At 54.9% G+C, this 26,698-nt stretch carries 24 protein-coding genes and 1 pseudogene; 8 read left to right on the forward strand and 17 right to left on the reverse strand.

The window, feature by feature from the left end:
- Positions 1–173 precede the first annotated feature (173 nt).
- Genes hemG through pepQ form a run of 4 tightly spaced genes read right to left on the reverse strand, consistent with a single transcriptional unit; the run spans position 174 to position 4,149 of the window.
- A complete protein-coding gene (hemG, locus tag ACLRGG_RS11720) occupies positions 174–707 on the reverse strand; it encodes a menaquinone-dependent protoporphyrinogen IX dehydrogenase (RefSeq protein WP_416249944.1) in 534 nt (177 codons plus the stop codon).
- Between the two features lie 17 nt (positions 708–724).
- On the reverse strand, positions 725–2,176 hold the full coding sequence (gene trkH, locus ACLRGG_RS11725) for a Trk system potassium transporter TrkH (protein WP_067709823.1): 1,452 nt from the start codon (positions 2,174–2,176) through the stop codon (positions 725–727).
- A 30-nt stretch (positions 2,177–2,206) separates the two neighbouring features.
- A complete protein-coding gene (locus tag ACLRGG_RS11730) occupies positions 2,207–2,818 on the reverse strand; it encodes an IMPACT family protein (protein ID WP_067709821.1) in 612 nt (203 codons plus the stop codon).
- A complete protein-coding gene (gene pepQ / locus ACLRGG_RS11735; protein ID WP_416249945.1) occupies positions 2,818–4,149 on the reverse strand; it encodes a Xaa-Pro dipeptidase in 1,332 nt (443 codons plus the stop codon). The genes ACLRGG_RS11730 and pepQ overlap by 1 nt, the downstream gene beginning before the upstream one ends.
- Before the next feature lie 185 nt (positions 4,150–4,334).
- Here pepQ and fadB point away from each other — a divergent pair, with 185 nt between their 5' ends.
- Positions 4,335–6,521 carry a fatty acid oxidation complex subunit alpha FadB gene (gene fadB / locus ACLRGG_RS11740; protein ID WP_416249946.1) on the forward strand — a complete coding sequence of 729 codons (2,187 nt, stop codon included), beginning with the start codon at positions 4,335–4,337 and terminating at the stop codon, positions 6,519–6,521.
- Between the two features lie 10 nt (positions 6,522–6,531).
- Positions 6,532–7,695, forward strand: a complete 1,164-nt coding sequence (gene fadA, locus ACLRGG_RS11745) for an acetyl-CoA C-acyltransferase FadA (protein WP_416249947.1) — start codon at positions 6,532–6,534, stop codon at positions 7,693–7,695.
- Positions 7,696–7,768: 73 nt separating this feature from the next.
- Here fadA and fre read toward each other — a convergent pair whose 3' ends face one another.
- Together fre and ubiD are read right to left on the reverse strand one after the other, a co-directional pair.
- Positions 7,769–8,470, reverse strand: a complete 702-nt coding sequence (fre, locus tag ACLRGG_RS11750) for an NAD(P)H-flavin reductase (RefSeq protein ID WP_416249948.1) — start codon at positions 8,468–8,470, stop codon at positions 7,769–7,771.
- A gap of 23 nt (positions 8,471–8,493) precedes the next feature.
- Positions 8,494–9,996 carry a 4-hydroxy-3-polyprenylbenzoate decarboxylase gene (ubiD, locus tag ACLRGG_RS11755; RefSeq protein ID WP_416249949.1) on the reverse strand — a complete coding sequence of 501 codons (1,503 nt, stop codon included), beginning with the start codon at positions 9,994–9,996 and terminating at the stop codon, positions 8,494–8,496.
- Between the two features lie 325 nt (positions 9,997–10,321).
- On the opposite strand from ubiD, the gene rfaH reads away from it, so the two are divergent.
- Positions 10,322–10,810, forward strand: a complete 489-nt coding sequence (rfaH, locus tag ACLRGG_RS11760; RefSeq protein ID WP_416249950.1) for a transcription/translation regulatory transformer protein RfaH — start codon at positions 10,322–10,324, stop codon at positions 10,808–10,810.
- Positions 10,811–10,896: 86 nt separating this feature from the next.
- On the opposite strand, the gene tatD is transcribed toward rfaH, so the two are convergent.
- The 9 genes from tatD to udp all read right to left on the reverse strand — a co-directional run bounded on the left by tatD (position 10,897) and on the right by udp (position 19,071).
- On the reverse strand, positions 10,897–11,682 hold the full coding sequence (gene tatD / locus ACLRGG_RS11765) for a 3'-5' ssDNA/RNA exonuclease TatD (RefSeq protein WP_416249951.1): 786 nt from the start codon (positions 11,680–11,682) through the stop codon (positions 10,897–10,899).
- An 82-nt stretch (positions 11,683–11,764) separates the two neighbouring features.
- A complete protein-coding gene (gene tatC, locus ACLRGG_RS11770) occupies positions 11,765–12,523 on the reverse strand; it encodes a Sec-independent protein translocase subunit TatC (protein WP_067709801.1) in 759 nt (252 codons plus the stop codon).
- Between the two features lie 2 nt (positions 12,524–12,525).
- Positions 12,526–13,254: a Sec-independent protein translocase protein TatB gene (gene tatB, locus ACLRGG_RS11775; RefSeq protein ID WP_416249952.1), complete on the reverse strand. Its 729-nt coding sequence runs from the start codon at positions 13,252–13,254 to the stop codon at positions 12,526–12,528.
- A gap of 3 nt (positions 13,255–13,257) precedes the next feature.
- Positions 13,258–13,509, reverse strand: coding sequence for a Sec-independent protein translocase subunit TatA (gene tatA / locus ACLRGG_RS11780; protein ID WP_416249953.1), 252 nt, complete (start codon positions 13,507–13,509; stop codon positions 13,258–13,260).
- Between the two features lie 110 nt (positions 13,510–13,619).
- Complete coding sequence (gene ubiB / locus ACLRGG_RS11785) at positions 13,620–15,257, reverse strand: ubiquinone biosynthesis regulatory protein kinase UbiB (RefSeq protein WP_416249954.1); 1,638 nt, start codon at positions 15,255–15,257, stop codon at positions 13,620–13,622.
- Entirely contained in the window at positions 15,254–15,859 is a 606-nt protein-coding gene (gene ubiJ / locus ACLRGG_RS11790) for a ubiquinone biosynthesis protein UbiJ (RefSeq protein WP_416249955.1), read from the reverse strand. The genes ubiB and ubiJ overlap by 4 nt, the downstream gene beginning before the upstream one ends.
- A gap of 12 nt (positions 15,860–15,871) precedes the next feature.
- On the reverse strand, positions 15,872–16,627 hold the full coding sequence (gene ubiE, locus ACLRGG_RS11795) for a bifunctional demethylmenaquinone methyltransferase/2-methoxy-6-polyprenyl-1,4-benzoquinol methylase UbiE (protein ID WP_416249956.1): 756 nt from the start codon (positions 16,625–16,627) through the stop codon (positions 15,872–15,874).
- A 76-nt stretch (positions 16,628–16,703) separates the two neighbouring features.
- Positions 16,704–18,239: a DNA recombination protein RmuC gene (gene rmuC / locus ACLRGG_RS11800; protein ID WP_416249957.1), complete on the reverse strand. Its 1,536-nt coding sequence runs from the start codon at positions 18,237–18,239 to the stop codon at positions 16,704–16,706.
- A gap of 70 nt (positions 18,240–18,309) precedes the next feature.
- Entirely contained in the window at positions 18,310–19,071 is a 762-nt protein-coding gene (udp, locus tag ACLRGG_RS11805; protein WP_416249958.1) for a uridine phosphorylase, read from the reverse strand.
- A gap of 286 nt (positions 19,072–19,357) precedes the next feature.
- Here udp and ACLRGG_RS11810 point away from each other — a divergent pair, with 286 nt between their 5' ends.
- Positions 19,358–20,185: a dienelactone hydrolase family protein gene (locus ACLRGG_RS11810; RefSeq protein ID WP_067709782.1), complete on the forward strand. Its 828-nt coding sequence runs from the start codon at positions 19,358–19,360 to the stop codon at positions 20,183–20,185.
- A gap of 130 nt (positions 20,186–20,315) precedes the next feature.
- Here the strand turns inward: ACLRGG_RS11810 and metE are convergent, their stop codons facing one another.
- Entirely contained in the window at positions 20,316–22,586 is a 2,271-nt protein-coding gene (gene metE, locus ACLRGG_RS11815) for a 5-methyltetrahydropteroyltriglutamate--homocysteine S-methyltransferase (protein ID WP_416249959.1), read from the reverse strand.
- 135 nt (positions 22,587–22,721) lie between these two features.
- Here metE and metR point away from each other — a divergent pair, with 135 nt between their 5' ends.
- From metR to ACLRGG_RS11830, 3 genes are all read left to right on the forward strand, one after another.
- Complete coding sequence (gene metR, locus ACLRGG_RS11820) at positions 22,722–23,663, forward strand: HTH-type transcriptional regulator MetR (RefSeq protein WP_416249960.1); 942 nt, start codon at positions 22,722–22,724, stop codon at positions 23,661–23,663.
- 154 nt (positions 23,664–23,817) lie between these two features.
- Positions 23,818–24,288: a YehS family protein gene (locus ACLRGG_RS11825; protein ID WP_416249961.1), complete on the forward strand. Its 471-nt coding sequence runs from the start codon at positions 23,818–23,820 to the stop codon at positions 24,286–24,288.
- Positions 24,289–24,546: 258 nt separating this feature from the next.
- Positions 24,547–24,798 (forward strand): hypothetical protein, encoded by a 252-nt coding sequence (locus ACLRGG_RS11830; protein ID WP_416249962.1) that lies wholly within the window; start codon positions 24,547–24,549, stop codon positions 24,796–24,798.
- A 65-nt stretch (positions 24,799–24,863) separates the two neighbouring features.
- Here ACLRGG_RS11830 and ACLRGG_RS11835 read toward each other — a convergent pair whose 3' ends face one another.
- A complete protein-coding gene (locus tag ACLRGG_RS11835) occupies positions 24,864–25,718 on the reverse strand; it encodes a carboxylate/amino acid/amine transporter (RefSeq protein ID WP_416249963.1) in 855 nt (284 codons plus the stop codon).
- Between the two features lie 243 nt (positions 25,719–25,961).
- Between ACLRGG_RS11835 and ACLRGG_RS11840 the strand changes: the two are divergent.
- Positions 25,962–26,631, forward strand: a pseudogene (locus ACLRGG_RS11840) (HlyD family secretion protein); the annotation flags it as partial.
- Positions 26,632–26,698: the final 67 nt, after the last annotated feature.

Raw genomic sequence — 26,698 nt, forward strand, 5'->3', positions numbered from 1 at the left:
TTTGGGAAGTTTTTCTCCGGCGCTTCAGCTTCCTGAACCTCTCAACCCGGCGGCCTGTAAGCCGTTGTTCCGTGTCGATGGAGGCGCATTATAGGGAGTTCCTGACGGCTGACAAGTATTTATTAGAAATAAATAACTGACAGCGTTATTTTTCAACAAAGCGCCTCTTTTAACTACATTTTGCCGGTTAATGCAGCAAATTCATGAGCAAAACGGTTCACCTGGTCCCAGTTTGTGTACTCTACTTCTTTACTGGCATCGGTTTCACCGCCGGTCATCCGCATAATGAGCTGAATCATGATGCGATCAAAGAAACCATAGAGTGGATAGCGCAGCGCGCCGGCAAAGACCGCACAGCAGTCCGGCTCCCATGGCGACTGCAACAGAAACTTGCGCGTGTAGGCATTCGTCTGGGGCGTACGCTTTTCCGGTTTACGGGCTGTCAGGTTCACTGAGAAAAACCCGCTTGCCCGCTGGCGGATTTCGGCAAGGTTTTGCTTAACGAATTTGGCAACCTGCGGATGAAAGTGCCCATAACGAATTGATGCGCCAATCAGTACGCGATCGTATTGCGACCAGTCAACCGAAGACGCATGCAAGATATTAACGAGGTCGCACTCCTGGCGCGCTTTAAGCGTGTTGGCGATCGTTGCTGCAATTTGCCGGGTCTGGCCATCACGGCTGGAAAAAAGGATTAACGCTTTCATATATGTACTCAACTCGGTTATTCGCGCCAGAAAGTAGGCGTGAACAGGACTAATAGCGTAAAGACCTCAAGGCGGCCAAAAAGCATCGTCAGGATCAAAATCCATTTCGCCGTGTCATTCATTGTGGTGAAGTTATCCGCCACCACCCCTAATCCCGGCCCAAGGTTATTTAGCGTAGCCGCTACCGCCGCAAAAGCGGAGAAATTATCGACGCCCGTGGCAATAATCGCGAGCATACTCAGAAGGAACACCAGCGCATAGGCCGAGAAAAACCCCCATACGGCTTCAAGGATACGTTCCGGCAGCGCGCGTGGCCCAAGCTTAATGGTGTAAACCGCATTGGGGTGGACCAGCCTTTTCAGCTCGCGTGACCCCTGCTTGAAAAGCAGCAGGATACGGATAACCTTCAGTCCTCCCCCCGTAGAACCAGCACATCCCCCTATAAATGCGGAGCACAGCAGAAGCACTGGCAGGAACAGAGGCCAGCGGGCGATACTGTCCGTGGTAAAGCCTGCGGTGGTGGCCATCGACACCACCTGGAAAAACGCCTGATTAAGCGTCTGCATTCCGCTGGCATAAACGTTATGCCACCACAGCACCAGGGTACAGATGATGACCAGCGTAATCTGAACGCCGATAAACATACGAAACTCAGGATCCCGCCAGTACACGCGCAGGTTACGGCCACTTAGCAGTGAGAAATGCAGACCATAGTTACAGCCGGAAATCAGCAGGAAGATGGCGATAATAGTATTGATGGTTGGGCTGTTAAAATAACCAATACTGGCATCGTGAGTTGAAAAACCGCCGATGGCAATAGTTGAAAAGCTGTGCCCTATGGCATCGAATAACGGCATGCCAGCCAGCCAGAGCGCCAGGGCACAAATTACCGTCAGCAATACATAGATCAGCCACAGCGTTTTGGCCGTTTCGGCAATACGTGGCCGCATTTTGTTATCCTTTAGCGGACCGGGCATTTCGGCACGATAAAGCTGCATCCCCCCGACGCCGAGGATAGGCAGAATGGCAACGGCCAGCACAATAATCCCCATACCGCCAAGCCATTGCAGCATCTGCCGATAAAAGAGGATCGCCTTGGGCAATGAATCAAGACCCACCAGCGTGGTCGCCCCGGTGGTGGTCAACCCTGAGAAGGATTCAAAAAAAGCATCGGTCACGGAGAGGTTAGGGTGTTCAGCGAAGATAAAGGGCATTGCCCCTACGCTCCCCAGAACGGTCCAGAACAGCACCACAATCAGAAAGCCCTCACGGGGTTTAAGCTCACTCTTCTGTTTACGGTTAGGCCACCACAGTAGCGACCCGATTATCAGCGCCATAAAAAAGGTCTGCGCGAAAGCTCGCCCCGCGCCGTCCCGATAAAGCAGCGCGACCAGGCCAGGGACAATCATGGTTCCCGAGAACAAAATAACCAGCAAACCCACAATGCGGGTAATGGCACGAAAATGCATTCAGCCTTTCCTTTCCTGACAGTATTAAAATTATTTGAGCGGGGCCAGCGTCAGCGCCCCTCTGCTGAAATCGGTAAGGTTTTGGGCAAAGCCGGCAACCTGCGAATGGGGCAATGCCAGCGTAAGTGCAACGTGCTGCACAAAGTCACTCTGCAACAGCTGACCATGAAAGCGGATTATCATCCTCTCAATCTCAGCCAGCTGAGCATAGTCGCAGGTGAGGGAGAAGTTGAGCATCGGGACCTTCTGCTGCCGCACCAACAGCTTTAACGCCTGCTGTACACCGCCGCCGTAGGCTTTGACCAGTCCACCCGTGCCAAGCTGGATGCCGCCATAGTAACGCACCACCACTGCGGTGATTTCGCCAATGTTGTTACCCATTAGCTGAGCAAGCATCGGTTTCCCCGCTGTTCCCGAAGGCTCTCCATCATCTGAGAAGCCCAGCTGCTGGGAATCTGAGGGCGCGCCCGCAACCCAGGCCCAGCAGTGATGTCGCGCGGCGGGATGGTCCCGCCGGGCCTGCTGCACGCAGGCCCGTGCGGCCTCTAACCCATCGGTATGAGTGATAAGGGTAATAAAACGGCTTTTCTTAATCTCCTCGCTAAAGCTTAAAGGCTCTGCAGGAATATCGTAGGCGTTCATCAGGCCAGTTTAAGATCGCGCGTCATATTTTCTACGCTATGCGGGTGGATCACGATGTTATCCTCAATACGGATACCGCCGTAAGGTTTTAGCGCGTCAATACGCCCCCAGTTAAAGTGATGGCTGAACTTACCTTCCCGCCAGGGCGCCAGCAGGGAGTCGATAAAATAGAGGCCGGGCTCAATGGTCACTACCATACGCGGCTCCATGATCCGCGTGCAGCGCAGCCAGGGATACTGGCGGGGAGCGGCAAGGTGCGTACCGGAATCGTCCTGCATAAAGCCCGCCACGTCATGGACCTGAAGCCCAAGCGGGTGACCAATGCCATGCGGCATAAACGGCCCGGTCAGGTCGTTAGCAACGATAGCCTCTTCGCTTAGCCCTTTGATCAGCTGATGCTTAACTAACAGTCTGGCGAGGCGCTGATGCATTTGTTGATGGTATTCGGTGTAGCGCACGCCGGCTTTCATGGTGCTAATCAGCGCCAGCTCTTCGCTATTCATATCTTTAATCAGCTGGGCAAATTCAGTGTCGCCATGAGCGGCGTAGGTTCGCGTCAGATCCGCCGCATAACCGTTGTATTCGGTGCCAGCGTCAAGCAGAAAACTGCGTGACTGGTCCGGCGGCAAATGGTCCAGCTGGGTATAGTGAAGAATGGACGCGTGTTCGTTCAGCGCCACGATATTGCCATAAGGAACGTCAATGTCGCGATGCCCTGTCGCACTGAGATAGGCGACATTGATATCAAACTCGCTCATGCCCGAAAGAAAAGCCTCTTTCGCCGCCCGATGCCCGGTTACGGCGCTCTTCTGTGCCTGACGCATGCAGTGGAGCTCGTAATCGGTTTTATAAGCACGGTGATAGTGCAGGAAATCTATCACGCCCTGCGGATTGATCGATGCTGATTTAATGCCGATTTGCGAAGCGCGCTCCGGCACCGGGCCAATGTAGGCAACGTTCTGGCGCTGAGCGGGAAGTTGCTGATTGATATCGTCGGCATTTCTCAGCGCAACGATCTCCATCTCACTGGTCCAGAAGCTTTGCGGCAGGGGTTCAACTTTATGCCAGTAGTCCACGGGAGAATAGAACCAAAGCTTAGGTTTGTTTACCCCGTCTATCCACAGCCAACAGTGAGGTACCGACGTGACTGGCAGCCAGGCTTTAAACTGTGGGTTTACCTTAAAGGGATAGGCATGGTCATCAAGGAATACCGATAACAGCTCTCCCGAGTGGATCAGCATGGCGTCGAGTTCAAAACGTGCAAGCACCTGCTGGGCGCGGGTTTGCAGGACTTTTACATGATCATGATAAAGGTTTACCAACGTTTCCACAGCCTTCACTCCGTTATCGCGAAATTGCACGCATCTTAACACAGCCTGGTCCAGGATGCCGTTTTGCCACGGCTGTGATCTTGTTTGCAAATAAGCAAACTCTCGTTTGCAAATAATTAACATCCCTTCCACACTCTCGATCATCTGGTATGACCAGATCCCTTATCGCTGCTCAGGAGAAAGACATGCTCTACCAAGGCGACACCCTGACCCTAAACTGGCTGGAAGATGGCATCGCCGAGCTGGCGTTTAATGCGCCCGGTTCCGTCAATAAGCTGGACACCCGCACTGTTACCAGCCTTGGCGAGGCGATTACGGTGCTTGAAAACCAGCGGGAACTGAAAGCGCTCCTGCTGAGCACGCGCAAGCCAGCCTTTATTGTGGGCGCGGATATTACCGAGTTCCTGTCACTATTTGCCGCTCCCGCAGAGAAACTGACCGAATGGCTGAACGTCGCTAACGGCATATTTAACCGGCTGGAAGATCTGCCGGTTCCTACGCTATCCGCCATCCGCGGCTACGCGCTGGGGGGAGGCTGCGAATGTGTGCTGGCAACGGATTTCCGCATTGCTACCGCGGACGCCCGCATTGGCCTGCCGGAAACCAAACTGGGCATCATGCCTGGCTTTGGCGGTTCGGTCAGGCTACCGCGCCTGCTGGGCGCTGATAGCGCGCTGGAAATTATCACCGCCGGGAAAGACGTTGATGCCGCGCGTGCGCTGGCGCTGGGACTGGTCGATGCCGTAGTAAAAGACGATAAATTACAGGATGCCGCGTTAGCTATTCTGCGCGACGCCATTGCGGGCAGGCAGGACTGGCGCGCGCGCCGTCAGCCTAAGCTTGCGAAGCTCAAGCTCAGCAAAACCGAAGCCACGATGAGCTTTAGCATTGCAAAAAGCCTGGTGCTGCAAACCGCCGGTAAACACTACCCCGCTCCGCTAATGGCAGTAAAAACGATTGAAGCTGCCGCCAGTCTGGGGCGCGATGAGGCACTCAGGCTGGAAACGCAGGCGTTTGTCCCGCTGGCGGGATCGAATGAAGCTCGCGCGCTGGTCGGTATTTTCCTTAACGATCAGGCCGTTAAGGCGAAGGTGAAAAAGCTGACGCGCGATGTCGATACGCCAATGCAGGCGGCAGTGCTGGGCGCAGGCATTATGGGCGGCGGCATTGCCTGGCAGTCTGCCTGGAAAGGCGTTCCGGTCACGATGAAGGATATCAATCCCACCGCCCTGGCACTGGGGATGAAAGAGGCGGGGAGATTATTGAATCAGCAGCTGACGCGCGGAAAAATCGACGGGACAAAACTGGCCCGCATAATGGGTAATATCCAGCCTGTCCTTCATTACGCCGACTTTGAGCGTGCCGATATCGTGGTTGAGGCAGTGGTGGAAAACCCTCAGGTTAAAGCCGCCGTGCTGGCCGAAACCGAAGGACATATTCGCCATGACGCCATTATGGCCTCGAATACCTCCACTATTCCTATTGGCCAGCTGGCTAACGCGCTTCAGCGGCCCGAAAACTTCTGCGGTATGCATTTCTTTAACCCCGTTCACCGTATGCCGCTGGTTGAGGTGGTTCGTGGTGAAAAAACCTCCGAGGCCACGCTGGCTAAAGTCGTCGCCTGGGCCAGTAAGATGGGGAAAACGCCCATTGTCGTTAATGACTGTCCCGGTTTCTTCGTCAACCGCGTACTGTTCCCCTATTTTGCTGGCTTCAGCCTGCTGCTCCGCGACGGCGCGGACTACCGTCAGATTGATAAGGTGATGGAGAAACAGTTTGGCTGGCCAATGGGGCCGGCATGGTTACTGGACGTAGTCGGTATCGACACGGCGCACCATGCACAGCGGGTGATGGCAGAGGGCTTTCCTGATCGGATGAGCAAAACGTATCGCGACGCAATTGATGTGCTGTTTGATGCCAAACGCTTTGGTCAGAAAAACCAGCTGGGTTTTTATCGCTGGGAAACCGACAGTCGGGGCAAGCAGAAGAAAATCGCCGATCCTGCGGCAGAGGCACTCTTGCGCAGCGTCTGTGAGCCAACGCGCGTATTTACCGATGAGGAAATTATCTTACGCATGATGATCCCGATGATTAATGAGGTTATCCGCTGTCTGGAGGAGAAAATTGTTGCCTCTCCGGCTGAAGCGGATATTGCACTGGTGTATGGACTGGGATTCCCACCGTTCCACGGCGGCGTTTTCCGCTATCTCGACACCCGCGGCAGCGCATACGTCACCGTTCAGGCAGAACAGCTTTCTCGCTTTGGCGCCCTGTACACACCGCCGGTGGGCCTGATCGACAGGGCCCGGAATAATGAGAGCTGGTATCCCCGGGCAGAATCACTTTACGACGCCGCGCTGAAAACGGCATAAGGATAGCAAAATGGAAAAAGTCGTTATTGTTGATGCGATCCGTACGCCGATGGGGCGCTCTAAAGGCGGCGCATATCGCCTCGTTCGGGCGGAAGATCTCTCGGCCCATTTGATGAGAAGCCTGCTGAGCCGTAATCCCGCGCTACAGGCTGACGATCTGGATGATATTTACTGGGGCTGCGTCCAGCAGACTCTGGAACAGGGTTTTAACATTGCACGTAACGCTGCCCTGCTGGCAGAAATTCCCCATCGCGTCCCGGCTACCACGGTCAACCGTCTGTGTGGATCCTCAATGCAGGCGCTTCATGACGCAGCACGCGCCATTATGGTCGGCGATGCCACCGCCTGCCTGATTGGCGGCGTTGAACATATGGGCCACGTACCTATGAGCCATGGCGTGGACTTTCATCCGGGCCTGAGCAGAACCGTCGCCAAAGCGGCGGGAATGATGGGCCTGACGGCCGAAATGCTGGCGCGTATGCATCATATCAGCCGGGAAATGCAGGATGCCTTTGCGGCCCGCTCACATCAGAGAGCCTGGAATGCCACGCAGGCGGGGTATTTTGCCAGTGAGATCGTCGCGACCAGCGGGCATGATGCTGAAGGTATACTGAAGCGATATGATGCGGACGAGGTGATTCGTGCGGATACCACCGTGGCAGGGCTGGCTGCGTTACGCCCTGCCTTTGATCCGGTTAACGGTACGGTAACGGCGGGCAGCTCATCTGCCCTGTCAGATGGCGCGGCGGCCATGCTGATCCTCAGTGAAACGCGTGCGCGGGAGCTGGGTCTGCAGCCGAGAGCCTGGATTAAATCAATGGCCGTGGTTGGATGCGATCCGTCAATCATGGGCTACGGGCCGGTTCCGGCTTCCAGGCTGGCGCTTAAACGTGCGGGGCTGAACGCCAGTGACATTGGCGTTTTCGAGCTTAACGAAGCCTTTGCCGCTCAGACGCTACCCTGCATCAGGGATCTGGGGTTAGAAGCCGTGCTGGATGAAAAAGTTAACCTCAACGGCGGCGCTATCGCACTGGGGCATCCGCTTGGCTGCTCCGGTGCGCGCATCAGCACCACGCTGCTTAATCTGATGGAGCGACGCGATGCGCAGTTTGGCCTGGCGACAATGTGTATTGGGCTGGGACAGGGGATCGCGACGATTTTCGAAAGAGCCTGAGAAGCAGCAGAGCGCCACTGGCACGCCCTCAACCTTTCACAGTAAGGCGAGGGCATCACCAGGTGTTCAACCTTTACATAAAGGCGAAGGCATCACCAAACATGCGGTCTTCTTTTGCCGCGCGTTCGGTACAAAAGCGTTCCCGGGCAATTTTGGCCATTTCGAACCGTCCTGCAATATAGATATCCTGATCGGCAAGACTGCCATAATCATTCATTACTGCGGTTAAAACCGTTCCGTTGCGTCCTTCCCAGCCCGCTTCAGGCTGCTCGACAACCGGGATCACTTTCAGGTTAGGGTGTTTTACCGCCAGCGCGTCCAGTTCTTCCAGATCGTAGAGGTGCTTGAGTTCACGTCCGCCCCAATACAGGGCAATATGCCGATCGGGCTGCTGCGATAGCGCAGTCAGCAGAATGGAACGCGCATAGGAAAAGCCCGTACCACCGGCAATAAGCACCAGAGGACGATCGCTCTCTTCGCGCAGCCAGGCGTCGCCGTGGGGAATATCCACGGTAATTTTACGCTGTTCCTGAATACGTTCCATCACTGCCATGGCATAGAGATTCAGCTCCGACGCGCCGATATGCAGTTCAATAATGTCTTTTTCCATCGGCGTGGAGGCCAGCGAAAACGGGCGTTTATCGCGCTCATCCATCACGACCATCAAATACTGGCCCGCTTTGAAGCTGAAATCAGCTTCCGGCACCATACGAACTCGGTATACGGTATCGGTAATCGCCTCTACCGAGGTCACTTTACAGCTTAACGTTGTCATGCGTTCCCTCTGTCGGGTCGAATTCATTTGCCGGGCGCAGCGTCGCGCGCAGGCCTGTCACTAAAAATGCCCAGTTCATCCCAGATCGCATCAATATGAGCGGTTACTGCGGGATCCTTTTGAATTGGACGTCCCCATTCGCGCTGGGTTTCTCCCGGCCACTTATTGGTCGCATCAAGTCCCATCTTTGAACCCAGCCCGGAAACCGGCGAGGCGAAGTCCAGATAATCAATGGGCGTATTTTCAACCAGAACCGTATCTCTTGCCGGATCCATACGCGTGGTAATGGCCCAGATCACATCATTCCAGTCGCGAGCGTTGACGTCGTCATCGCAAACAATAACAAACTTGGTATACATAAACTGCCGCAGGAAAGACCAGACTCCCATCATTACCCGCTTGGCATGCCCCGCATACTGCTTTTTAATTGTTACCACCGCCAGGCGATAGGAGCATCCCTCAGGAGGCAGGTAAAAATCAACAATTTCAGGAAACTGCTTTTGCAGAATGGGAACAAAAACTTCATTCAGGGCCACACCCAGCACGGCGGGTTCATCGGGTGGACGTCCCGTATAAGTTGAATGATAGATGGCATCGCGGCGCTGTGTGATATGAGTTACGGTGAAAACCGGAAAATTATCTATTTCATTATAATAACCGGTGTGATCGCCATAGGGGCCTTCCGGGGCCAGTTCGCCCTGCTCAATATATCCCTCCAGTACAATCTCAGCGCTGGCGGGGACTTCCAGGTCGTTGGAGATACACTTGACCACTTCGGATTTTGTGCCGCGAAGCAGCCCGGCAAAGGCATACTCGGACAGCGTGTCCGGGACCGGCGTCACGGCACCGAGAATGGTAGCGGGGTCGGCCCCCAGCGCGACGGAAACCGGAAAACGCTCACCGGGATGATGCTGACACCACTCCTGAAAATCGAGCGCGCCGCCGCGATGAGAAAGCCAGCGCATAATCAGCTTGTTCTTGCCAATGACCTGCTGGCGATAGATACCCAGGTTTTGCCGCTCTTTATGTGGGCCGCGCGTTACCGTCAGACCCCAGGTGATCAGCGGCGCCGCGTCTTCAGGCCAGCACTTCATCACCGGGATCTGATGTAAATCCACCTCGTCGCCCTGCCAGACCTGCTGCTGACAGGGGGCGTCCCGCAGTCGTTTGGTCGGCATGTTCAACACCTGCTTCCACTGCGGCATTTTATCAAAGAAGTCACGGAAACCGCGCGGAGGCTCAGGCTCTTTCAGAAAGGCCAGCAGGCGGCCTACTTCACGCAGCGCCGAAACGCTCTCCTGCCCCATTCCCAATGCCACCCTTTCCGGCGTACCGAAAAGGTTACACAGTACCGGCATGCCGTAGCCTTTAGGGTTTTCGAATAGCAGTGCAGGACCGCCCGCCCGCAGTGTGCGGTCGGCAATTTCAGTCATTTCAAGGCAGGGGTCGATCTCGTGTTTAATACGTTTCAGGTCCCCGCGTTGCTCAAGCAGTGACAGAAAATCGCGTAAGTCGTGGTATTTCATGACTTCTCATCAATAGGGTCAGTGAATTGGCCATTATAGGGATGATTCGGACGCTGTGCTGAGTTTTTCTGAGCCAGCGCGAGGTCGCTCGCATACACAAAGAGATTACATTCCCAACCAGTATCTGCATAAACAAATTTAACCACTGTCCGCAGCAACGAATATTAGTACCAGTTAATTCGACGTTATTTCTTTAAATTACAGGATTGCATCACAGGTCCTGGGAAGGCAGAATTTCGTTCAGGCCGCATCTCACCTTGAACCAGCTATGACTCTCGCGGCGAGTTTGGTATTCTTAGCGGCCTGATTATTAAAAAGTGACGTTATGGAATCCTGGTATTTACTTTACTGCAAACGTGGCCAGCTGCTTCGCGCAAAAGAACATCTTGAGCGCCAGGCGGTGCATTGTCTCAGCCCAATGATTGCACTAGAGAAATTGGTTCGTGGAAAGCGTACCCAGGTGAATGAACCCCTGTTCCCTAACTATCTTTTTATTGAGTTCGACCCCGAGTCGATCCACACCACTACCATCAGCGCCACGCGGGGCGTCAGCCATTTTGTTCGCTTTGGCGCGCAGCCCGCCACCGTACCACAGGATGTCATAACCGCGCTGGAGACGCAGCCAGCTGCCTGCCTGCTTGATCCTGACCTGCCGCTGGCGGGCGACATGGTGCTGATCACCGACGGTGCTTTTGAAGGTCTTAAAGCCATCTTTACCGAACCCGACGGTGAAGCGCGCTCAATGCTGCTGCTTAATCTGCTCAACAAGCAGATTGTACGCAGCGTGGACAATCTGCAATTCCAGAAGCTGTAACGCTTATTTGCTCCCTCAACGTTTCGTGCTGACCGACCTTATGGCTCGCTAACTGACTCGGCTATACCCGCCCCTGAGGGCCAGGCCTAATCCGCCAGCCGGAACAGCCGGCGCGCGTTGCGGTCACACTGCTGCCCAAGACTCTCTGCCTCTTCTCCCCTTAGCGCGGCGACCTGCTGCACAATATGAGGAAGAAAGCAGGGTTCATTGCGCCTTGAGGGAGGTCTGGGTCGCATATCGCGCGGGAGCAGCCAGGGCGCGTCCGTTTCCAGCAGCAGCCTGTCGGCCGGAATTAACGGCATCAGGCTACGCAATTCCGTACCGCGCCGCTCATCACACACCCAGCCGGTAATACCGATACAGAGTCCTGCCGCCAGACAGGCCTCCAGCTCTGACTGTGTCCCGGTAAAGCAGTGAACCACCGCACCGGGTAGCGCTGGCAGCCATGGCGTTAACACCTCAAGAAAGCGGTCATGGGCTTCACGACAGTGGAGAAAAACCGGCATTGCCAGTTCAGCAGCCAGCTTCAGCTGCGCTTTGAAGGCGTATACCTGCTGCTCAGGCTCAGAAATATTACGGTTAAAGTCCAGTCCGCACTCGCCGATGGCCACCACCTGCTCACTCTCAGCCAGCCTTTTGAGCGTGGCAGCCGTTTCAGCGGACCATTCGGCGGCATGATGAGGATGGACTCCGGCGGTAGACCAGCAGTAGCCGGGGCGGCGGGAGGCAAGACTCTGTGCCTGCTGGCTTTCCAGTGCGTTGGTGCCGGTCAGCAGCAGGCCGGTAATCCCCGCCTGCTGGGCACGTTTTACTACGCTGTCACGGTCTTTCGCGAACTGGGTACTGGTCAGGTTTACACCAATATCAAACATACCGTTTTCCAAACGTAAACCGCCCTGGCGGGCGGTTTACGAAATTGAGTTGAACGCAAGGCGTTGGATTAGAGCATCTCTGTCACTCTGCTTCGTCCTCTTCCTGCAGATCGTCCCGGCGCCGTTTGCCTACGTAGAAGCGTGCGAAGAAAACGCCAATCTCGAAAAGGCAGTACATCGGAATAGCCAGCAACGTTTGCGAGAAGACGTCAGGCGGTGTTAATAGCATCCCCACCACGAAGGCACCCACCAACACGTACGGGCGCTTTTTTTTCAGATCTTCCGGGGTCGTGAGACCGGTCCAGCAAATCAGAACGATCGCAATCGGCACCTCAAAAGAGACGCCAAAAGCCATAAATAACGACATCACAAAATCGAGATAATTGTTGATGTCGGTGGCAATCAGTACGCCCTGCGGTGCCGTCTTGGCGAAAAAGCCAAAGGCCAGCGGAAAGACAATAAAATAGGCGAAAGCCATGCCGATATAGAATAGGAATGAACTGGAAAACAGCAGCGGCATAACCAGTTTGCGTTCATGCCGGTAGAGCGCTGGTGCGATAAACGCCCAAATCTGATAGAGGATCACCGGTACGGCCAGAAAGACCGAGACGATGATCGTCAGTTTGATCGGAGTAAAAAACGGCGAAGCCACATCGGTGGCAATCATACTGGCTCCCGCCGGCATCTGTTTAATCAGCGGGGCAGAAACCAGCTGATAGATGTCGTTGGAAAACCAGGCCAGACACATAAAAATGCCTAAGACGGCAATAATACAGTTCAGCAGGCGCTTACGCAGTTCAATCAGATGACTGATAAGCGGTTGGGTATCTTCAACAGCCATGGTTATCGCTTATTGCCCGGTTGAGTAGTGGATGTGGGGGCGCGGCTTGAGAGGTGAGGATCATCGCCCGTCACTGCTGCCGTAGTCGCAGGCTCCACGCTGGCGGGTGCAGGAGAGTGAGCGGGCGCAGCACCCTGCTCAGCAGGCTGCGCGGACACCCCGGCCGTTGATGCCGATTGTACATAAACCTCAGGCTGCGCCTGTGTCTGAACGGCAGCACCGGACGCGGGCTGAGCGTTGACAGCAGCTTCAGCCTGCTCGGCAGCACCGGACAGGGGCTGAGCGTTGACAGCAGCCTCAGCCTGTTCGGGTGACTGCGCGGGTGCACTCACATGATGTTCAGCCTCTGCTGGCGTGACGCCTTCATGGGCCGCCTCTGCGTTTTTCACCAGCGGATTATGGATGGTGTGAGCCACATCGTCGGCTTTTTCATTCTCGCCCAGGTAAGAACGTTTCATCGATTCAGCCGACTGCTTAAGCTCCTCCATTGAGGCCTTCAGCTCGGGAGTGAGGCTGTTCTTACTGGCCTCTTCCACTTTACGCAGGCTGTCCTGTAGCTCCTGTAGCTTAAGTTCCTGCGCCAGCTCATTTTGTACGCTGGATGCCATTGAGCGAAGCGCGCGGATCCAGCCTACGACGGTTCTCACCGCCACAGGTAAACGCTGTGGACCCAGCACCACCAGTCCGATAACGAAAACCAGTATCAGTTCACTAAAGCCTATGTCGAACACGGATTATACCTTGTCGTTCTTAACGTCTTCTTTCTTCGCTTCCGTCTGCTGTTTGTCTGCCAGAGTGGCATTAAAATCAGCATCATTAGCATGAGTTTTTTCTTTCTCTTTCTCGTCTTCATCACCCATGGCTTTTTTAAAGCCTTTGATGGAAGAACCAAGATCGGAACCCAGATTACGCAGTTTATTGGTACCAAACAGAAGAACTACGATGACGGCAATGATTAATAATTGCCAGATACTGATACCGCCCATAATTTTGCCTCAGATGAGTTGTAATGCCCGTTTTGCAGTATATAACAGCTACGGCCGCGGTGACGATGCGCTAACCCCCACGGCCGGGGGCTCTTTACCTTTTGTGACAATCAGTCCGTTCTGCGCCAGCCTATCAGCCAGCTCACCAGACCACCGGCGATCATTGCTGCGGAGAACAGATCCCAGTCAGGCCGGGTCAGTAAAATCGCTGTCCCGGCCAGCAGCAGCGTCGCGCCAATGCCGAAGAGATAGCGGGACTGATTGTGTCTTACCCGCTCGCTTTTCAGATCGTGAGTGAGCTTGTCGACGCTGTGCTGCAAATGTTTATGCTGACGCAGGCTGTCGTAGAACAGCTCCGGCAGTTCAGGCAGCTTTTCCGCCCAGAAAGGCGCTTTCTCTTTCAACGCCCGTACAATGGCCGGAATGCCGATCTGATCTTTAATCCACTCCTCAAGGAAAGGCTTTGCCGTTTTCCACAGATCAAGCTGGGGATAAAGCTGTCGCCCTACCCCTTCAACGTAGAGCAGCGTTTTTTGCAGCAGCACCAGCTGCGGCTGAACTTCCATATTGAAGCGGCGCGCGGTGTTGAACAGATTCAGTAAGACGTGGCCGAAAGAGATTTCCGCCAGCGGCTTTTCAAAAATCGGCTCGCAGACGGTGCGAATCGCAAACTCAAAATCTTCGACGTTGGTGTCGGGTGGAACCCAGCCGGAATCAACGTGGAGCTCGGCGACCTTACGATAATCGCGGTTGAAGAAGGCGATAAAGTTTTCCGCCAGATAGCGCTTATCCTCTTTATTCAGCGACCCCACAATTCCACAGTCAATGCCAATATACTGCGGATCTTCAGGGTGGTCATAGCTGACAAAGATATTGCCCGGATGCATATCCGCGTGGAAAAAGCTGTCGCGGAACACCTGGGTAAAGAACACCTGCACGCCACGTTCCGCCAGCAGCTTCATATTAACGCCGTGCTGCTCAAGCGCCACGACATCCGAAATGGGAATACCGTAGATGCGCTCCATAACCATCATGTTTTCGCTACAGTAATCCGAATAGACTTCCGGCACATAGAGCATTTTGCTGCTATCGAAATTGCGACGCAGCTGAATGGCGTTGGCCGCCTCACGTAGCAGATTAAGCTCGTCAATCAGCGTTTTTTCGTAATCCGCCACCACTTCCTGTGGTCGCAGGCGCCGCCCGTCCGGCAGCAGTCGTGGAACCCAGCGCGCCATGCGGTTGATCAGCTTCATATCCGCTTTAATCACCGGCAGGATGTCCGGGCGAATCACTTTGATCACGACTTTCTGACCGCTCTCCCGCAGCGTGGCGGTATGAACCTGAGCGATAGAAGCAGAGGCCAGCGGCCTGATGTCAAAATCGTCGAAATGGGTTTCGACCGGACAGCCCAGCGAGACTTCAATCTGCTGCTTAGCCAGTACCCCATCAAAGGGTGCCACCCGATCCTGGAGCATGGCAAGCTGGTCGGCAATGAGCGGCGGGAACAGATCGCGACGCGTGGACATCATCTGGCCCAGCTTGATCCACACCGGGCCAAGCTGCTCCATTGCCAGCCGCAGGCGTTCGCCAACCGGCTTATTTTTATGGCGGTTGGGGATCCAGAACAGGCACCTGCGCCAGAGGATCAGCGGAAGCGCCATGCGGGTTTTAGGGATAAATTCGTCCAGACCGTAGCTCAGGAATACGCTGATGATAAAGTAAAGACGGCGGAGTTCTCCGAAACTCATTTGACCTCCAGCTTGTCGATACGCGCTTCCAGTGCCGCCAGAGAGCGCCCGACGGCGTCAACTTCTTCGGCAAACCAGGCAAGCTCTAGCGCACCAGGCGCCAGGCGCCACTCTTCGGTCAGCGCCTGACTCAGATAACCCTGCTTCCGCTGAATATCACCCTGAATAAATTGCAGGCCGCGACGGCCAAACTGGCTGATGCCATGAGCAGCAACATCTCCCATCCACGGCGACAGGTACTCAGCCGGATCAAGTTCAGCCAGATCGATCAGCGCCGAGAAGTATTGTACCACCTGCAAATCGCCTTCCACTTCCAGCTCACCGCTGCGGATAAGCCCGGTGAGCAGCTGACGGTTACGCAGCTTAGGTAACGTGGCAAGGCGCGTTTTCACCGTGCAATCCGGCGTATCGCTCCATTCAGACAGCACATCTACCTGCTTCTCACTGAAGATAAAAATGAAGGGCTGCGTTATTTCAGCCAGCTCAATGCGCAGGCTTTTGCCGGACAGGCGCTGGCGCGCCGCTTTCAGGCCACGGTCGCGATACAGTATCTTATTTAGCGCCGTTTCCAGCCCTGCGGTTAACAGCGGCGTTAAGGTCATTCGCTTTCCTGTTTAAAACTTGAATCCACGATGCAGTGCAACAATGCCACCGGTAAGATTATGGTAGGTGGTATTTTCAAAACCCACGTCCGCCATCATCTGCTTAAGCGTCTCCTGATCCGGATGCATACGGATGGACTCGGCTAAATAGCGATAGCTTCCGGCGTCCTTTGCCACCAGCTCGCCGATGCGCGGCAGGATATGAAATGAGTAAGCGTCATACGCTTTGTTAAGGGGTTCCAGCACCGGTTTTGAGAACTCCAGCACCAGCAGACGGCCACCCGGCTTCAGAACGCGGAACATTGATGCCAGCGCCTTCTCTTTTTCCGTCACGTTACGCAGGCCAAAGGCGATGGTAATGCAGTCAAAATAGTTGTCCGGGAAGGGCAGCGCTTCTGCGTTGGCCTGGACGTAGCTGACATTGCCGATAATGCCGTTGTTACGCAGCTTTTCGCGGCCGACCTTCAGCATAGAGCTGTTGATATCCGCCAGCACCACCTCACCGGTGTCGCCCACCAGACGCGAGAATTTCGCCGTCAGATCGCCCGTTCCACCCGCCAGATCCAGCACGCGCTGGCCCCGGCGTACGCCGCTACAGTCGATGGTAAATCGCTTCCAGATACGGTGGATGCCAAACGACATCAAATCGTTCATCAGGTCATATTTAGCCGCAACGGAGTGGAAAACGTCAGCGACCATTTCCTCTTTGTCGCTTTTCGCTATGGTACGGAAGCCGAAATGGGTGGTGTCCTTTGATTCATCTGCCATTTGTTTTGCCTGCTCTGCAATCAATTATCAATCAAGTGTATCAGAGTCCCGCAGGTCAGGCACGTTGCCTGGCCGCTTATTCACTGACGCCTGCTGCGGGATTAAAGCCCATCGCGGCTTCTGTTTCGATCGGCTCACCCGTTTCGTCATCGCCGGGATCTTCAGGCGATTCAGGCATCGCCTGCTCGACCAGTCGGGGGTTGATTGGCCGCTTCACCTCCACCCCCAGATGACGAAAGCTTTCGGTCTGGGCGATCAGGTTTCCACGCCCTTCGGACAGCTTTTTCATTGCCTGGCGGTAGCTGTCATGCGCCTTATCGAGGCTCTGTCCCATCGACGTCATATCATCCACGAACAGCCGCATCTTGTCGTAAAGCTTCGCCGCGCGGTCAGCAATGCGCTGCGCATGGCGGCTCTGATGCTCATAGCGCCACAGGTTATTGATAGTGCGCAGCGCAACCAGCAGCGTGGTCGGGCTCACCAGCATGATATTTTGGTTCAGCGCCTCGTTAATCAGCTCCGGCTGGCGGTCAATGGCCAGCAGGAAAGCCGGTTCGATGGGGATAAACATCAACACATAATCAAGCGAGCGTAAACCGGGTAATTGTTGATAATCTTTTCGACTGAGCAGGCGAAGATGCCCGCGGATTGAGGTGATGTGTTCCGTAATAGCGGCTTCGCGCGAGGCGTCATCCTCGCTGTTATAGTAGCGCTCGTAGGCCACCAGGGTCATTTTGGCATCAATCACCACGTCCTTACCCTGCGGCAGTCGGACGATAACATCGGGCTGCATCCTGCCGTTTTGCTCAAGCTGGATGTTGACCTGAGTTTCGTACTCATGCCCCTCACGCAGTCCCGAGGCTTCCAGCACCCGACTGAGCACCACTTCACCCCAGTTGCCCTGCGTTTTGTTATCCCCTTTCAGCGCACGGGTAAGGTTGATCGCTTCCTGCGCCATTTGCGCATTGAGCTGCTGCAGGTTGCGGATTTCATGAGAAAGCGTGTGTCGCTCGCGGGCTTCCTGACCGAACCCCTCCTGAACCTGGCGACGGAACCCCTCCAGCTGTTCACGCAGGGGAGTAATCAGACCGTTCAGGCTCTGCCGGTTCTGCTCATCCACCCGGCGGCCGCTGTGCTCAAAGATACGGTTTGCCAGGTTCTCGAACTGGGCGTTAAGCCGCTGCTCGCTGTTAACCAGCAGGCGCTGTTTCTCTTCCGCGGCCATGCGCGTCTCTTCAAGACGGATAGTCATCTCCCTCAGTTCAACTTCCTGAGCGCTGTTGACCTCCAGCTGATTACGCAGCTCCCGGCTGAGCTGCTCGCTTTCGTTACGCCAGTGTTCAAGGTGATGCAGTTTTTCCTGCGCGGCCGACAGCCCACCGTGTAGCTGGCGTAATTCTGCTTCAGACTGTTTTTGCGATTGCTGCTGATTTTCAAGCTGCTGATGCAGACGAACGCGCTCCTGTCGGAGCTGATCGGCCGCCTGCATCAGTAATTGCCGTTCGGTTTCCAGGCGGGAAATGCGCTGCTGGCTAAGAAACCAGGCTAACAGCCAGCCTGCCAGCAGGCCAGCCAGCCCGATCCCTACGCTGTATATCGTTGTTGCGTCCACAGGCGTCCTCCGTCCCGATCATGTCTGGAGGAAAGGTAGAGGCGCACTGTATCAATGTCCAGACAAAAGGTTATACCAGGCGGCGGGCTGCCTCAACGACGATGCGTACCGCGTCGCTTTCGGTACGCTTCATCGCTTCTGCATCAGGAATTTCCTGCTGTGTGCGGTTAACGATCACCCCGGCAACCATGCCTGCCCGCAGACCCTGGCTGGCGCACATGGTCAGCAGCGTGGCGGACTCCATCTCATAGTTCAGCACGCCCATTTGCTGCCACTCTTTCAGCGAGTCCTGGAAGCGGCTCACCACGCGGCCTGAAAAGGTGTCATAGCGTTCCTGGCCGGGATAAAAAGTGTCAGAGGAGGCGGTGATGCCGATATGCGTTTTAGCACCGGCGGCCTTAGCGGCGTCGACCAGGGCGGTGGTACAGCAGAAGTCCGCCACGGCGGGGAATTCAAGCGGCGCAAAGTGCTGGCTGGCACCGTCCAGACGAACCGAACCGGTGGTCACCAGCACATCGCCGACGTTGATATCCGGCTGAATCGCCCCGGTGGTGCCTACGCGCAGAAAGGTTCGTACGCCAAGCTGCGCCAGCTCTTCGACGGCGATAGAGGTTGAAGGTCCGCCAATACCCGTTGAGCACACAACCACGGCTTTGCCGTTAAGCTCTGCGCGCCAGGTGGTGAATTCACGGTGCGAAGCCAGATGCACAGGATTCTCCATCAGGGCGGCGATTTTTTTCACCCGCTCAGGATCGCCCGGCACAATCGCTAACGTCGCGCCCTGAAGATCAGCCCGGGTAATACCGAGGTGGAAAACATCTGACTGCGCCATGTGATACTCCTGTTAGAGAAAAGGGATAGGTAACAGCGCTGTACCATAAAAGAATGTCGCGCCTATTTATGTGACTAACCTCACTACACATAATGAAAGTTACAGGAAAATTAATAATAATAGTGATATGTATCGCATTTTAAGACTCTCTCCCCTGTCAGGGAACCGATTAACCCTGTTGGCTCCGCGCTGCCAGTGTTAAAGAGAAGTAAAGCCCGGCCACCTGGTCTGAACGCAATCCTGGCTATAGTTAGCTGATTGCGCTAACCCATGCACGGAGAGGACAATGAAAACCGAAGATAATATGACTCAGAAATTGAGCAACAATGGGTTCACTCCCGCGGTATCGCCCACCGCTTCAACCACGATCCTGACCGACAGCGCCGATATCCTGTCCGGCGAAACCTCTGTTCCTACTCAGGGCGAAAATATGCCCGCCTTTCACGCCCGGCCACGCCACGCAAAAGGCCCGCTCCCGGTCGTTTTGGTGGTACAGGAAATTTTTGGCGTCCATGAGCATATTCGGGATATCTGTCGTCGTCTGGCGGTTGAAGGTTATCTGGCTATCGCACCAGAACTCTATTTCCGCCAGGGGGATCCCTCAGAGTATAGCGACATTCCGACTCTGTTTTCCGAGCTGGTCAGCAAGGTGCCTGACACCCAGGTGCTGGCCGATCTTGACCATGTGGCGAACTGGGCGTCACGCAACGGCGGTGATATGCGCAATATGGCGATTACCGGATTTTGCTGGGGCGGCCGTATTACCTGGCTTTATGCCGCGCATAACCCACAGCTGAAAGCAGGCGTTGCCTGGTACGGCAAACTGGTGGGTGAAAAAACGCTGAAGCAGCAGAAGCATCCGGTAGATGTGGCCGTCGACCTTAACGCGCCGGTACTGGGCCTGTATGGCGGCAAGGATGATGGGATCCCGCTTGAGAGCGTAGAAACGATGCGTCAGGCGCTGCGCGCGGCCAACGCAGATGCAGAGATTGTGGTGTACCCGGATGCCGGTCATGCCTTCAATGCCGATTACCGGCCCAGCTATCACCAGGAGTCAGCCAGAGACGGCTGGCAGCGGATGCTGGCCTGGTTCCGGCAGTACGGCGTGGAATAGTGCAGTAAAGTCCCGGGGATCGCCCGATCTTCGGGGTCTTATCCCTTGTCGATCTTTGTCGCGCTTACACTCGCAATCAGGCGTTAGCGCGTTGCGCAAATTCTGCCTTGCTAACGCGTTAACGCCCTGCTCATGCTTTAGCGTTGCGCAGGTTCTGCGCCGCTTTAACCATATTCGCCAGTGCCTGGCGGGTTTCGGTCCATCCACGGGTTTTCAGGCCACAATCCGGATTCACCCACAGGCGCTCGGTTGGAATACGCGTCGCGGCTTTCTGCAGCAGCGCCTCAATGTCTTCCACGTTGGGGACGTTAGGGGAGTGAATATCGTAAACGCCCGGACCCATTCCGTTTGGATAGTCAAATTCTTCAAACGACTCCAGCAGTTCCATATCGGAGCGTGAAGTTTCAATGGTAATCACGTCCGCATCCAGCGCAGCAATGGAGTCCATGATGTCATTGAACTCGCAGTAACACATATGCGTGTGGATCTGCGTATCATCCTTCGCCACTGCGGCGTTCAGGCGAAAGGCGTCAACGGCCCATGCCAGATAGGCGGCCCAGTCGGACTGGCGCAGTGGCAGACCTTCTCGCAGGGCAGGCTCATCAATCTGAATAATGCCGATACCCGCTTTTTCCAAATCTTCCACTTCGTCACGCAGCGCCAGCGCAATCTGTTTGGCAATGGTTTCGCGGGAAACGTCCTCGCGCGGGAAAGACCAGCAAAGAATGGTTACCGGGCCGGTGAGCATGCCTTTGACTGGCTTATTCGTCAAAGACTGCGCATATTTCGCCCACGCCACGGTAATGGGCTGCGGACGACTGATATCACCGATAATCACCGGCGGCTTAACGCAACGGGAGCCATAGCTCTGGACCCAGCCATTTTGAGTGAAGGCGAAGCCGTCCAGGTTTTCACCAAAATATTCCACCATGTCGTTACGCTCAGCTTCGCCATGCACCAGCACGTCCAGACCTAAACTTTCCTGCTCCTTAATCGCCTGTTTGATATGTTCAGCGATGCCGGTGCGGTAGTGGCTACCGTCCAGGCGACCCTGCCTGAAGTCCAGTCGCAGACTGCGGATCTCGGTGGTCTGCGGGAATGAACCAATGGTCGTGGTAGGCCAGGTCGGCAGTTGAAAACGGGCTCGCTGGGCTGTGGCGCGCGTTTGATAGCCGCTGTTACGCTGGCTGTCTTTCACCGTGATCTCCGCCAGGCGTTTACTCACCGCCGCGTTATGCACCCGCGAGGAGTGAAGACGCGCACGACCTGGCGCACTCCAGGCTTCCAGTGACTGCGGATCGTTATTGTTCAGCGCCTTGCTTAACAGTGACAGCTCGGCACATTTTTGCAGGGCAAAAGCGAACCAGCTTTTCACTTCCTCATCCAGACGGGTTTCCGTACTCAGATCGATTGGGCTATGCAGCAGTGAGCAGGACGAACCAATCCACAGCTGATTGCGTTGGCTGACCAGCGGTTGCAAACGTTCAAACCAGCGGCTGAGATCGGCACGCCAGACGTTACGGCCATTAATGACCCCGACGGAAAGCAGCCAGTCGGCTGGGATCCGGCTATTCAGCTGCGCGATATCATCCTTCCCGTGCACCAGGTCGACGTGCAACCCCTGTACCGGCAGCGCGCGGATAGTCTCTATGTTGGTGTCAGCACTGTCAAAATAGGTGGTAAGCAGCAGTTTGGTATTGCCCTGCAAAGCATCAAAGGCTGGCTTGAATGCGTTCAGCCACTCCTGTGGCAGTTCCAGAACCAGCGCAGGTTCATCGATCTGCACCCAGTCGATACCGCGATTTGCCAGCCCGGCCAGCACCTGCTGGTAGACCGGCAGGATATCCTTCAGCAGACTCAGGCGGTTAAACTGTTCACCCTTGACTTTACCCAGCCAGAGATAGGTCACCGGGCCCAGCAGAACGGGTTTCACTTTATGGCCCAGCGCCAGCGCTTCATCGACTTCGTCGAGGATCTGTGTCCAGCTCAGTTTGAACTGCTGACCCTTGGTGAACTCCGGCACCATATAGTGGTAGTTGGTATTGAACCATTTGGTCATTTCAGCGGCGGCGGCAGGCTCACCGCCGGGCGCGCGGCCGCGACCGAGCCGGAACAGCGTATCGAGATCGATCGAGCCGTCTTTATTCTGATGGCGGGCCGGTACGTTACCTAACATCAGGCTGGTGGTCAGCACATGATCGTACCAGGCAAAATCACCAACCGGGAGCAGATCCACGCCCGCTTCCTGCTGTTGCCGCCAGTGGCGGGTGCGCAGCTCCCGGCCAACGGCCAGTAATTCTTGCTGGGTGCTGTTACCTGCCCAGTAGCTTTCCTGGGCTTTTTTCAGTTCGCGGCGCAGACCGACGCGAGGGAATCCGAGAGTATGGTTCAGAATGGTCATCAGTACTTACCTCGTTTGCCGCCGGTTGTCGCTGCAACCAGGCTTTTAGACGTCCAGATGTTTACACATCTATAATCCGCAGGTACTGTAGTCACCACAAGCGCAAAATGTTCACTGTCGATGTGAAGGACTCTCATGATCGAACTCAAACACCTGCGAACGTTGCAGGCACTGCGAACGACAGGTTCGCTGGCCGCAGCGGCTGCACAGCTCCATCAAACACAATCCGCCCTGTCACATCAGTTCAGTGATTTGGAACAGCGGCTGGGGTTTCGTTTATTCGTGCGAAAAAGTCAGCCGCTGCGCTTTACGCCGCAGGGAGAGATCCTGCTCAATCTGGCCGAACAGGTCCTGCCGCAGATCCAGCAGGCGCTACAGGCCTGCCACGAGCCGCATCAGACCACGCTGCGCATTGCGATTGAATGTCACAGCTGCATTCAGTGGCTCACCCCGGCGCTGAATAACTTTCGCCAGAACTGGCCGCAGGTGGTGATGGATTTCAAATCGGGGGTAACTTTCGACCCGCAGCCCGCCCTGCAACAGGGAGAGCTGGATCTGGTGCTGACGTCAGATATCCTGCCGCGCAGCGGCCTCTTCTACTCGCCGATGTTTGATTTTGAAGTCCGCCTGGTGCTCTCTCCCGATCATCCTCTCGCCCGGCGTGAACATATTAATCCTGAAGACCTCGCGAATGAGGTGTTGATGATTTATCCGGTTCAGCGCCAGCGTCTGGATATCTGGCGCCATTTTCTTCAGCCCGCGGGCATCAGTCCGGCGCTAAAAAGCGTGGACAATACGCTGTTGCTGATCCAGATGGTGTCTGCGGGAATGGGGATTGCCGCCCTGCCGCACTGGGTGGTGGAGAGTTTTGAACATCAGGGGCTGGTGGTGACTAAACCCCTGGGTGAAGGTTTGTGGAGCCGCTTATATGCAGCGGTCAGGGACGGTGAGCAGCGTCAGCCGGTTGTGGAGGCGTTTATTCGCTCGGCTCGCCAGCATGCCTGCGATAACCTTCCGCGCGTGAAAGATGCCTCCCTTCCCGGCACGCCTCTGCCCCAGTCGATTATCTCATCCTGAGCACCTTTAGCCGGTCACTGACCGGCCAAATACAGCCTGAGCGCCGCGTCTGCTGACCCCGCGCGGTTAATGCCCTGCTGGCGTTTTTTCCTGTTTCCGCTGCCATTTATCTCTATAATGCGCCCAACAGCTTTTGTTCCCTGATGAGATTGCTATGACAAATAACGACGTTCTGCGCAGCGTGCGCTACATGCTGAATTTAAGCGATACCCAGGTAGTCAGCATTCTGGCGCTGGCAGAAAGCGAAGTGGCCGAAGCTGAAGTAAACAGCTTCCTGAAAAAAGATGATGAAGCGGGGTTCCGCGCCTGCCCGGACGTCATTATGGGCTATTTTCTTAACGGGCTGATTTTCTCCCGTCGCGGCAAGAGTGAAGACGCCCCCGCCCCTTCTATTGAGCGGAAGATGACCAATAACATCATTATGAAAAAGCTTCGGGTCGCGTTCGATTTAAAGACAACCGATATTCTTGAGATATTAAAACTGGCAGACTTTGCCGTGGGACAATCGGAAATTGGGGCCATTTTCCGCAAGCCAGGGCATAAGAACTACCGTGAATGCGGCGACCAGATTCTGCGAAACTTTTTGAAAGGTTTAACGAAGAAAATTCGTCCGGCAGCGAAGTAAACCTCGCGCCGCAGCGTGGGCAGCGTGGGCAGCGTGGGCAGCGTGGGCAGCGTCACTCTGCTCACGCCGGTTACCCCTGACCACCTTTTTCCCCCTGCCTCTTTACCACAGCCTCCCTTTTGCTTCTTATTTATCCCGATTTAACAGATATAACCATTTGGATTAAGTACTATTTTATCCTGATCCATCCTCTCATAACATTACCGCTCACCTTGAGGGGTGCACACACTGTATTTTTTCAAATCAAGGATTGAGGTAATGACTATGCGAGTTCTAACCAGTACTGAAGTAGCAACCGTTAGCGGCGCAGGTAAGGTTCAGGAAAAAATGTCCGGAATATTTGGTTCATTTTTCTCAGATATCTTTAAAACACTAACCTTTGCAGCCGAACTGGGTTATAGCGAACAGCAGTTCAATGATGCAGGTAAAGATCTGGGCGACCGTATTGGTGCCCGTATTGAAGACAGGCTAAGCAAAATCACTGACTGTATTAATACGTTGATCAAATAATAAAAGCGCCGTCTTTCGCCGGGGAAGGTGACCCTTTCCCCGGCTTTATCAGGCCAGACTGTACGTTATCGTTTATTTACAATCCACTTCTTGTGTACCCAGAGCGAAACGCAAATCACTGCGGCACCGATCAGGAAACTCGGCCAGTGCGGCTGCCTTTGCCAGATAACCAGATTAACCAACAGCCCGGCCGGCACATGCATATTATTCATTATCCCCAGCGTCCCGGCGTCAACCTGAGTGGCACCATAATTCCACATAAAGTAGCCGAGACCCGAAGCCACCACGCCCAGCCAGATGAGTATCCCCCACTGGAATGACGTCGTGGGCAGCCTGTGGGGATTGCCCCAGAGAAACCAGGCCGCGACGGCAATAGCGGCGGCACCCAGATAGAACCAGGAGAACGCAGTATGCTGCGGCACGGGCCGAATTTCCTGTAGACGCTTATATCCCACCAGCCCAATCGCAAAGCAGATATTCGCCAGCTGAACCAGCAGCAGACCGAACCAGAAATGATCGCTGATTTTGTCGTAGCGAATAATGGCCGCTCCCACCACCGCCAGCAGAGCACTGAACAGGTAGCCCGCACGTATGCCACGACCACTTAGCACATCGTAAATCAACGTCACCCAGAGCGGGGTAAGCACGGTAAAAAGCAGAAAATCCGACACGCTAAGATAGAGAAAAGCCTGGAAGCTGATCAAGTACATAATGCCCAGCTGCATCGCCCCGACGGCCATATACAGCAGAATGGTCGACATCCGTTGGCCGCGAAAACGTAAAAAGGGCAGGAAAACAACTGCGGCAAGCAGCAGACGGATCAGCACGGAGAAGACGCTATCGACCTGCCCCGCCAGGTACTCGCCTATAAGGCTGAAAGAAAAGGCCCACAGGACTGTGGTGACAATCAGTAACGTCACAATGATTCACTCGGCAGTAAAAGGGGCCGTAGTGTAGCGAAAACCCCGGGTGTACAGGAAAATATCTGGTTTAGGGGTTTGAGGGCCAATAGAACTAAAACACACGCCAATGAGATAATTTACTGTTTAATATGTCCAACAATTCATCAAACGCCCACTCACCGCAACGCTGGTGTTTAACGATTTGTTGACGGCATAATGGGGCTGGACTTCACTCCCCCTTCTTTTTAAGGAAGAAAAACGGTGTTTCGCCAGGAAGCGATCGATAACCACAACCTGAGATCGCGCGGTCGGGCATTGCTGTTACCCGGCACTCCCTTTTGGCTCACGGCAGGGCTCTGCCTGTTTTTTCTCATTGCTTTTCTTACCCTGGCGATCGCCGCCGGCGCCCCCATTTACCAGATTCACCTCAGCAAAAGCACCCGCAGCGGGGTGGTCATCGATAACCAGCAGCGGGATATCGATGACCAGCGGGCACGCATTGCGCAAATCATCAGCCGACTGGAAAGCAGCAAGCAGGCCACGCTTACCATGCTGAAAAACAGAAGGCGCAATATACCGCCGCGTTCATCCGTTCCGCCGACATCCTCCGGCGTGCCCAGGAAGGGATACGTATTATGAAGGAGAATATGGGGAACTACCGGCACTATCAGACGAAGGGGCTGATCAATAAGGATCAGCTCACCAACCAGGTAGCGCTGTATTACCAGCAGCAGAACAACCTGCTGGGCCTGTCCGGCCAGAACGAACAGAATGGCTGCAGATCACCACGCTGGAAAGCCATATCCATATCCAGGCCACCGAAGTTGACAACCAGATTTACCAGATGGAGCTGCAGAAGGAGCGGCTCAACATCGCCACCGGTGACAAGGTCAATGTGCGTTGTTTGAAGACCGATAGCTGCAAATCACTTTACAAAAGATAATGATTATTAAGTCTGGATTTAGGTTGTAGCGTGTAATCTGGTTGCGGAATTAATG

Origin of the sequence: Erwinia sp. PPS120 (assembly GCF_047918655.1) — a bacterium.
Taxonomy (GTDB): domain Bacteria; phylum Pseudomonadota; class Gammaproteobacteria; order Enterobacterales; family Enterobacteriaceae; genus Erwinia; species Erwinia tasmaniensis_A.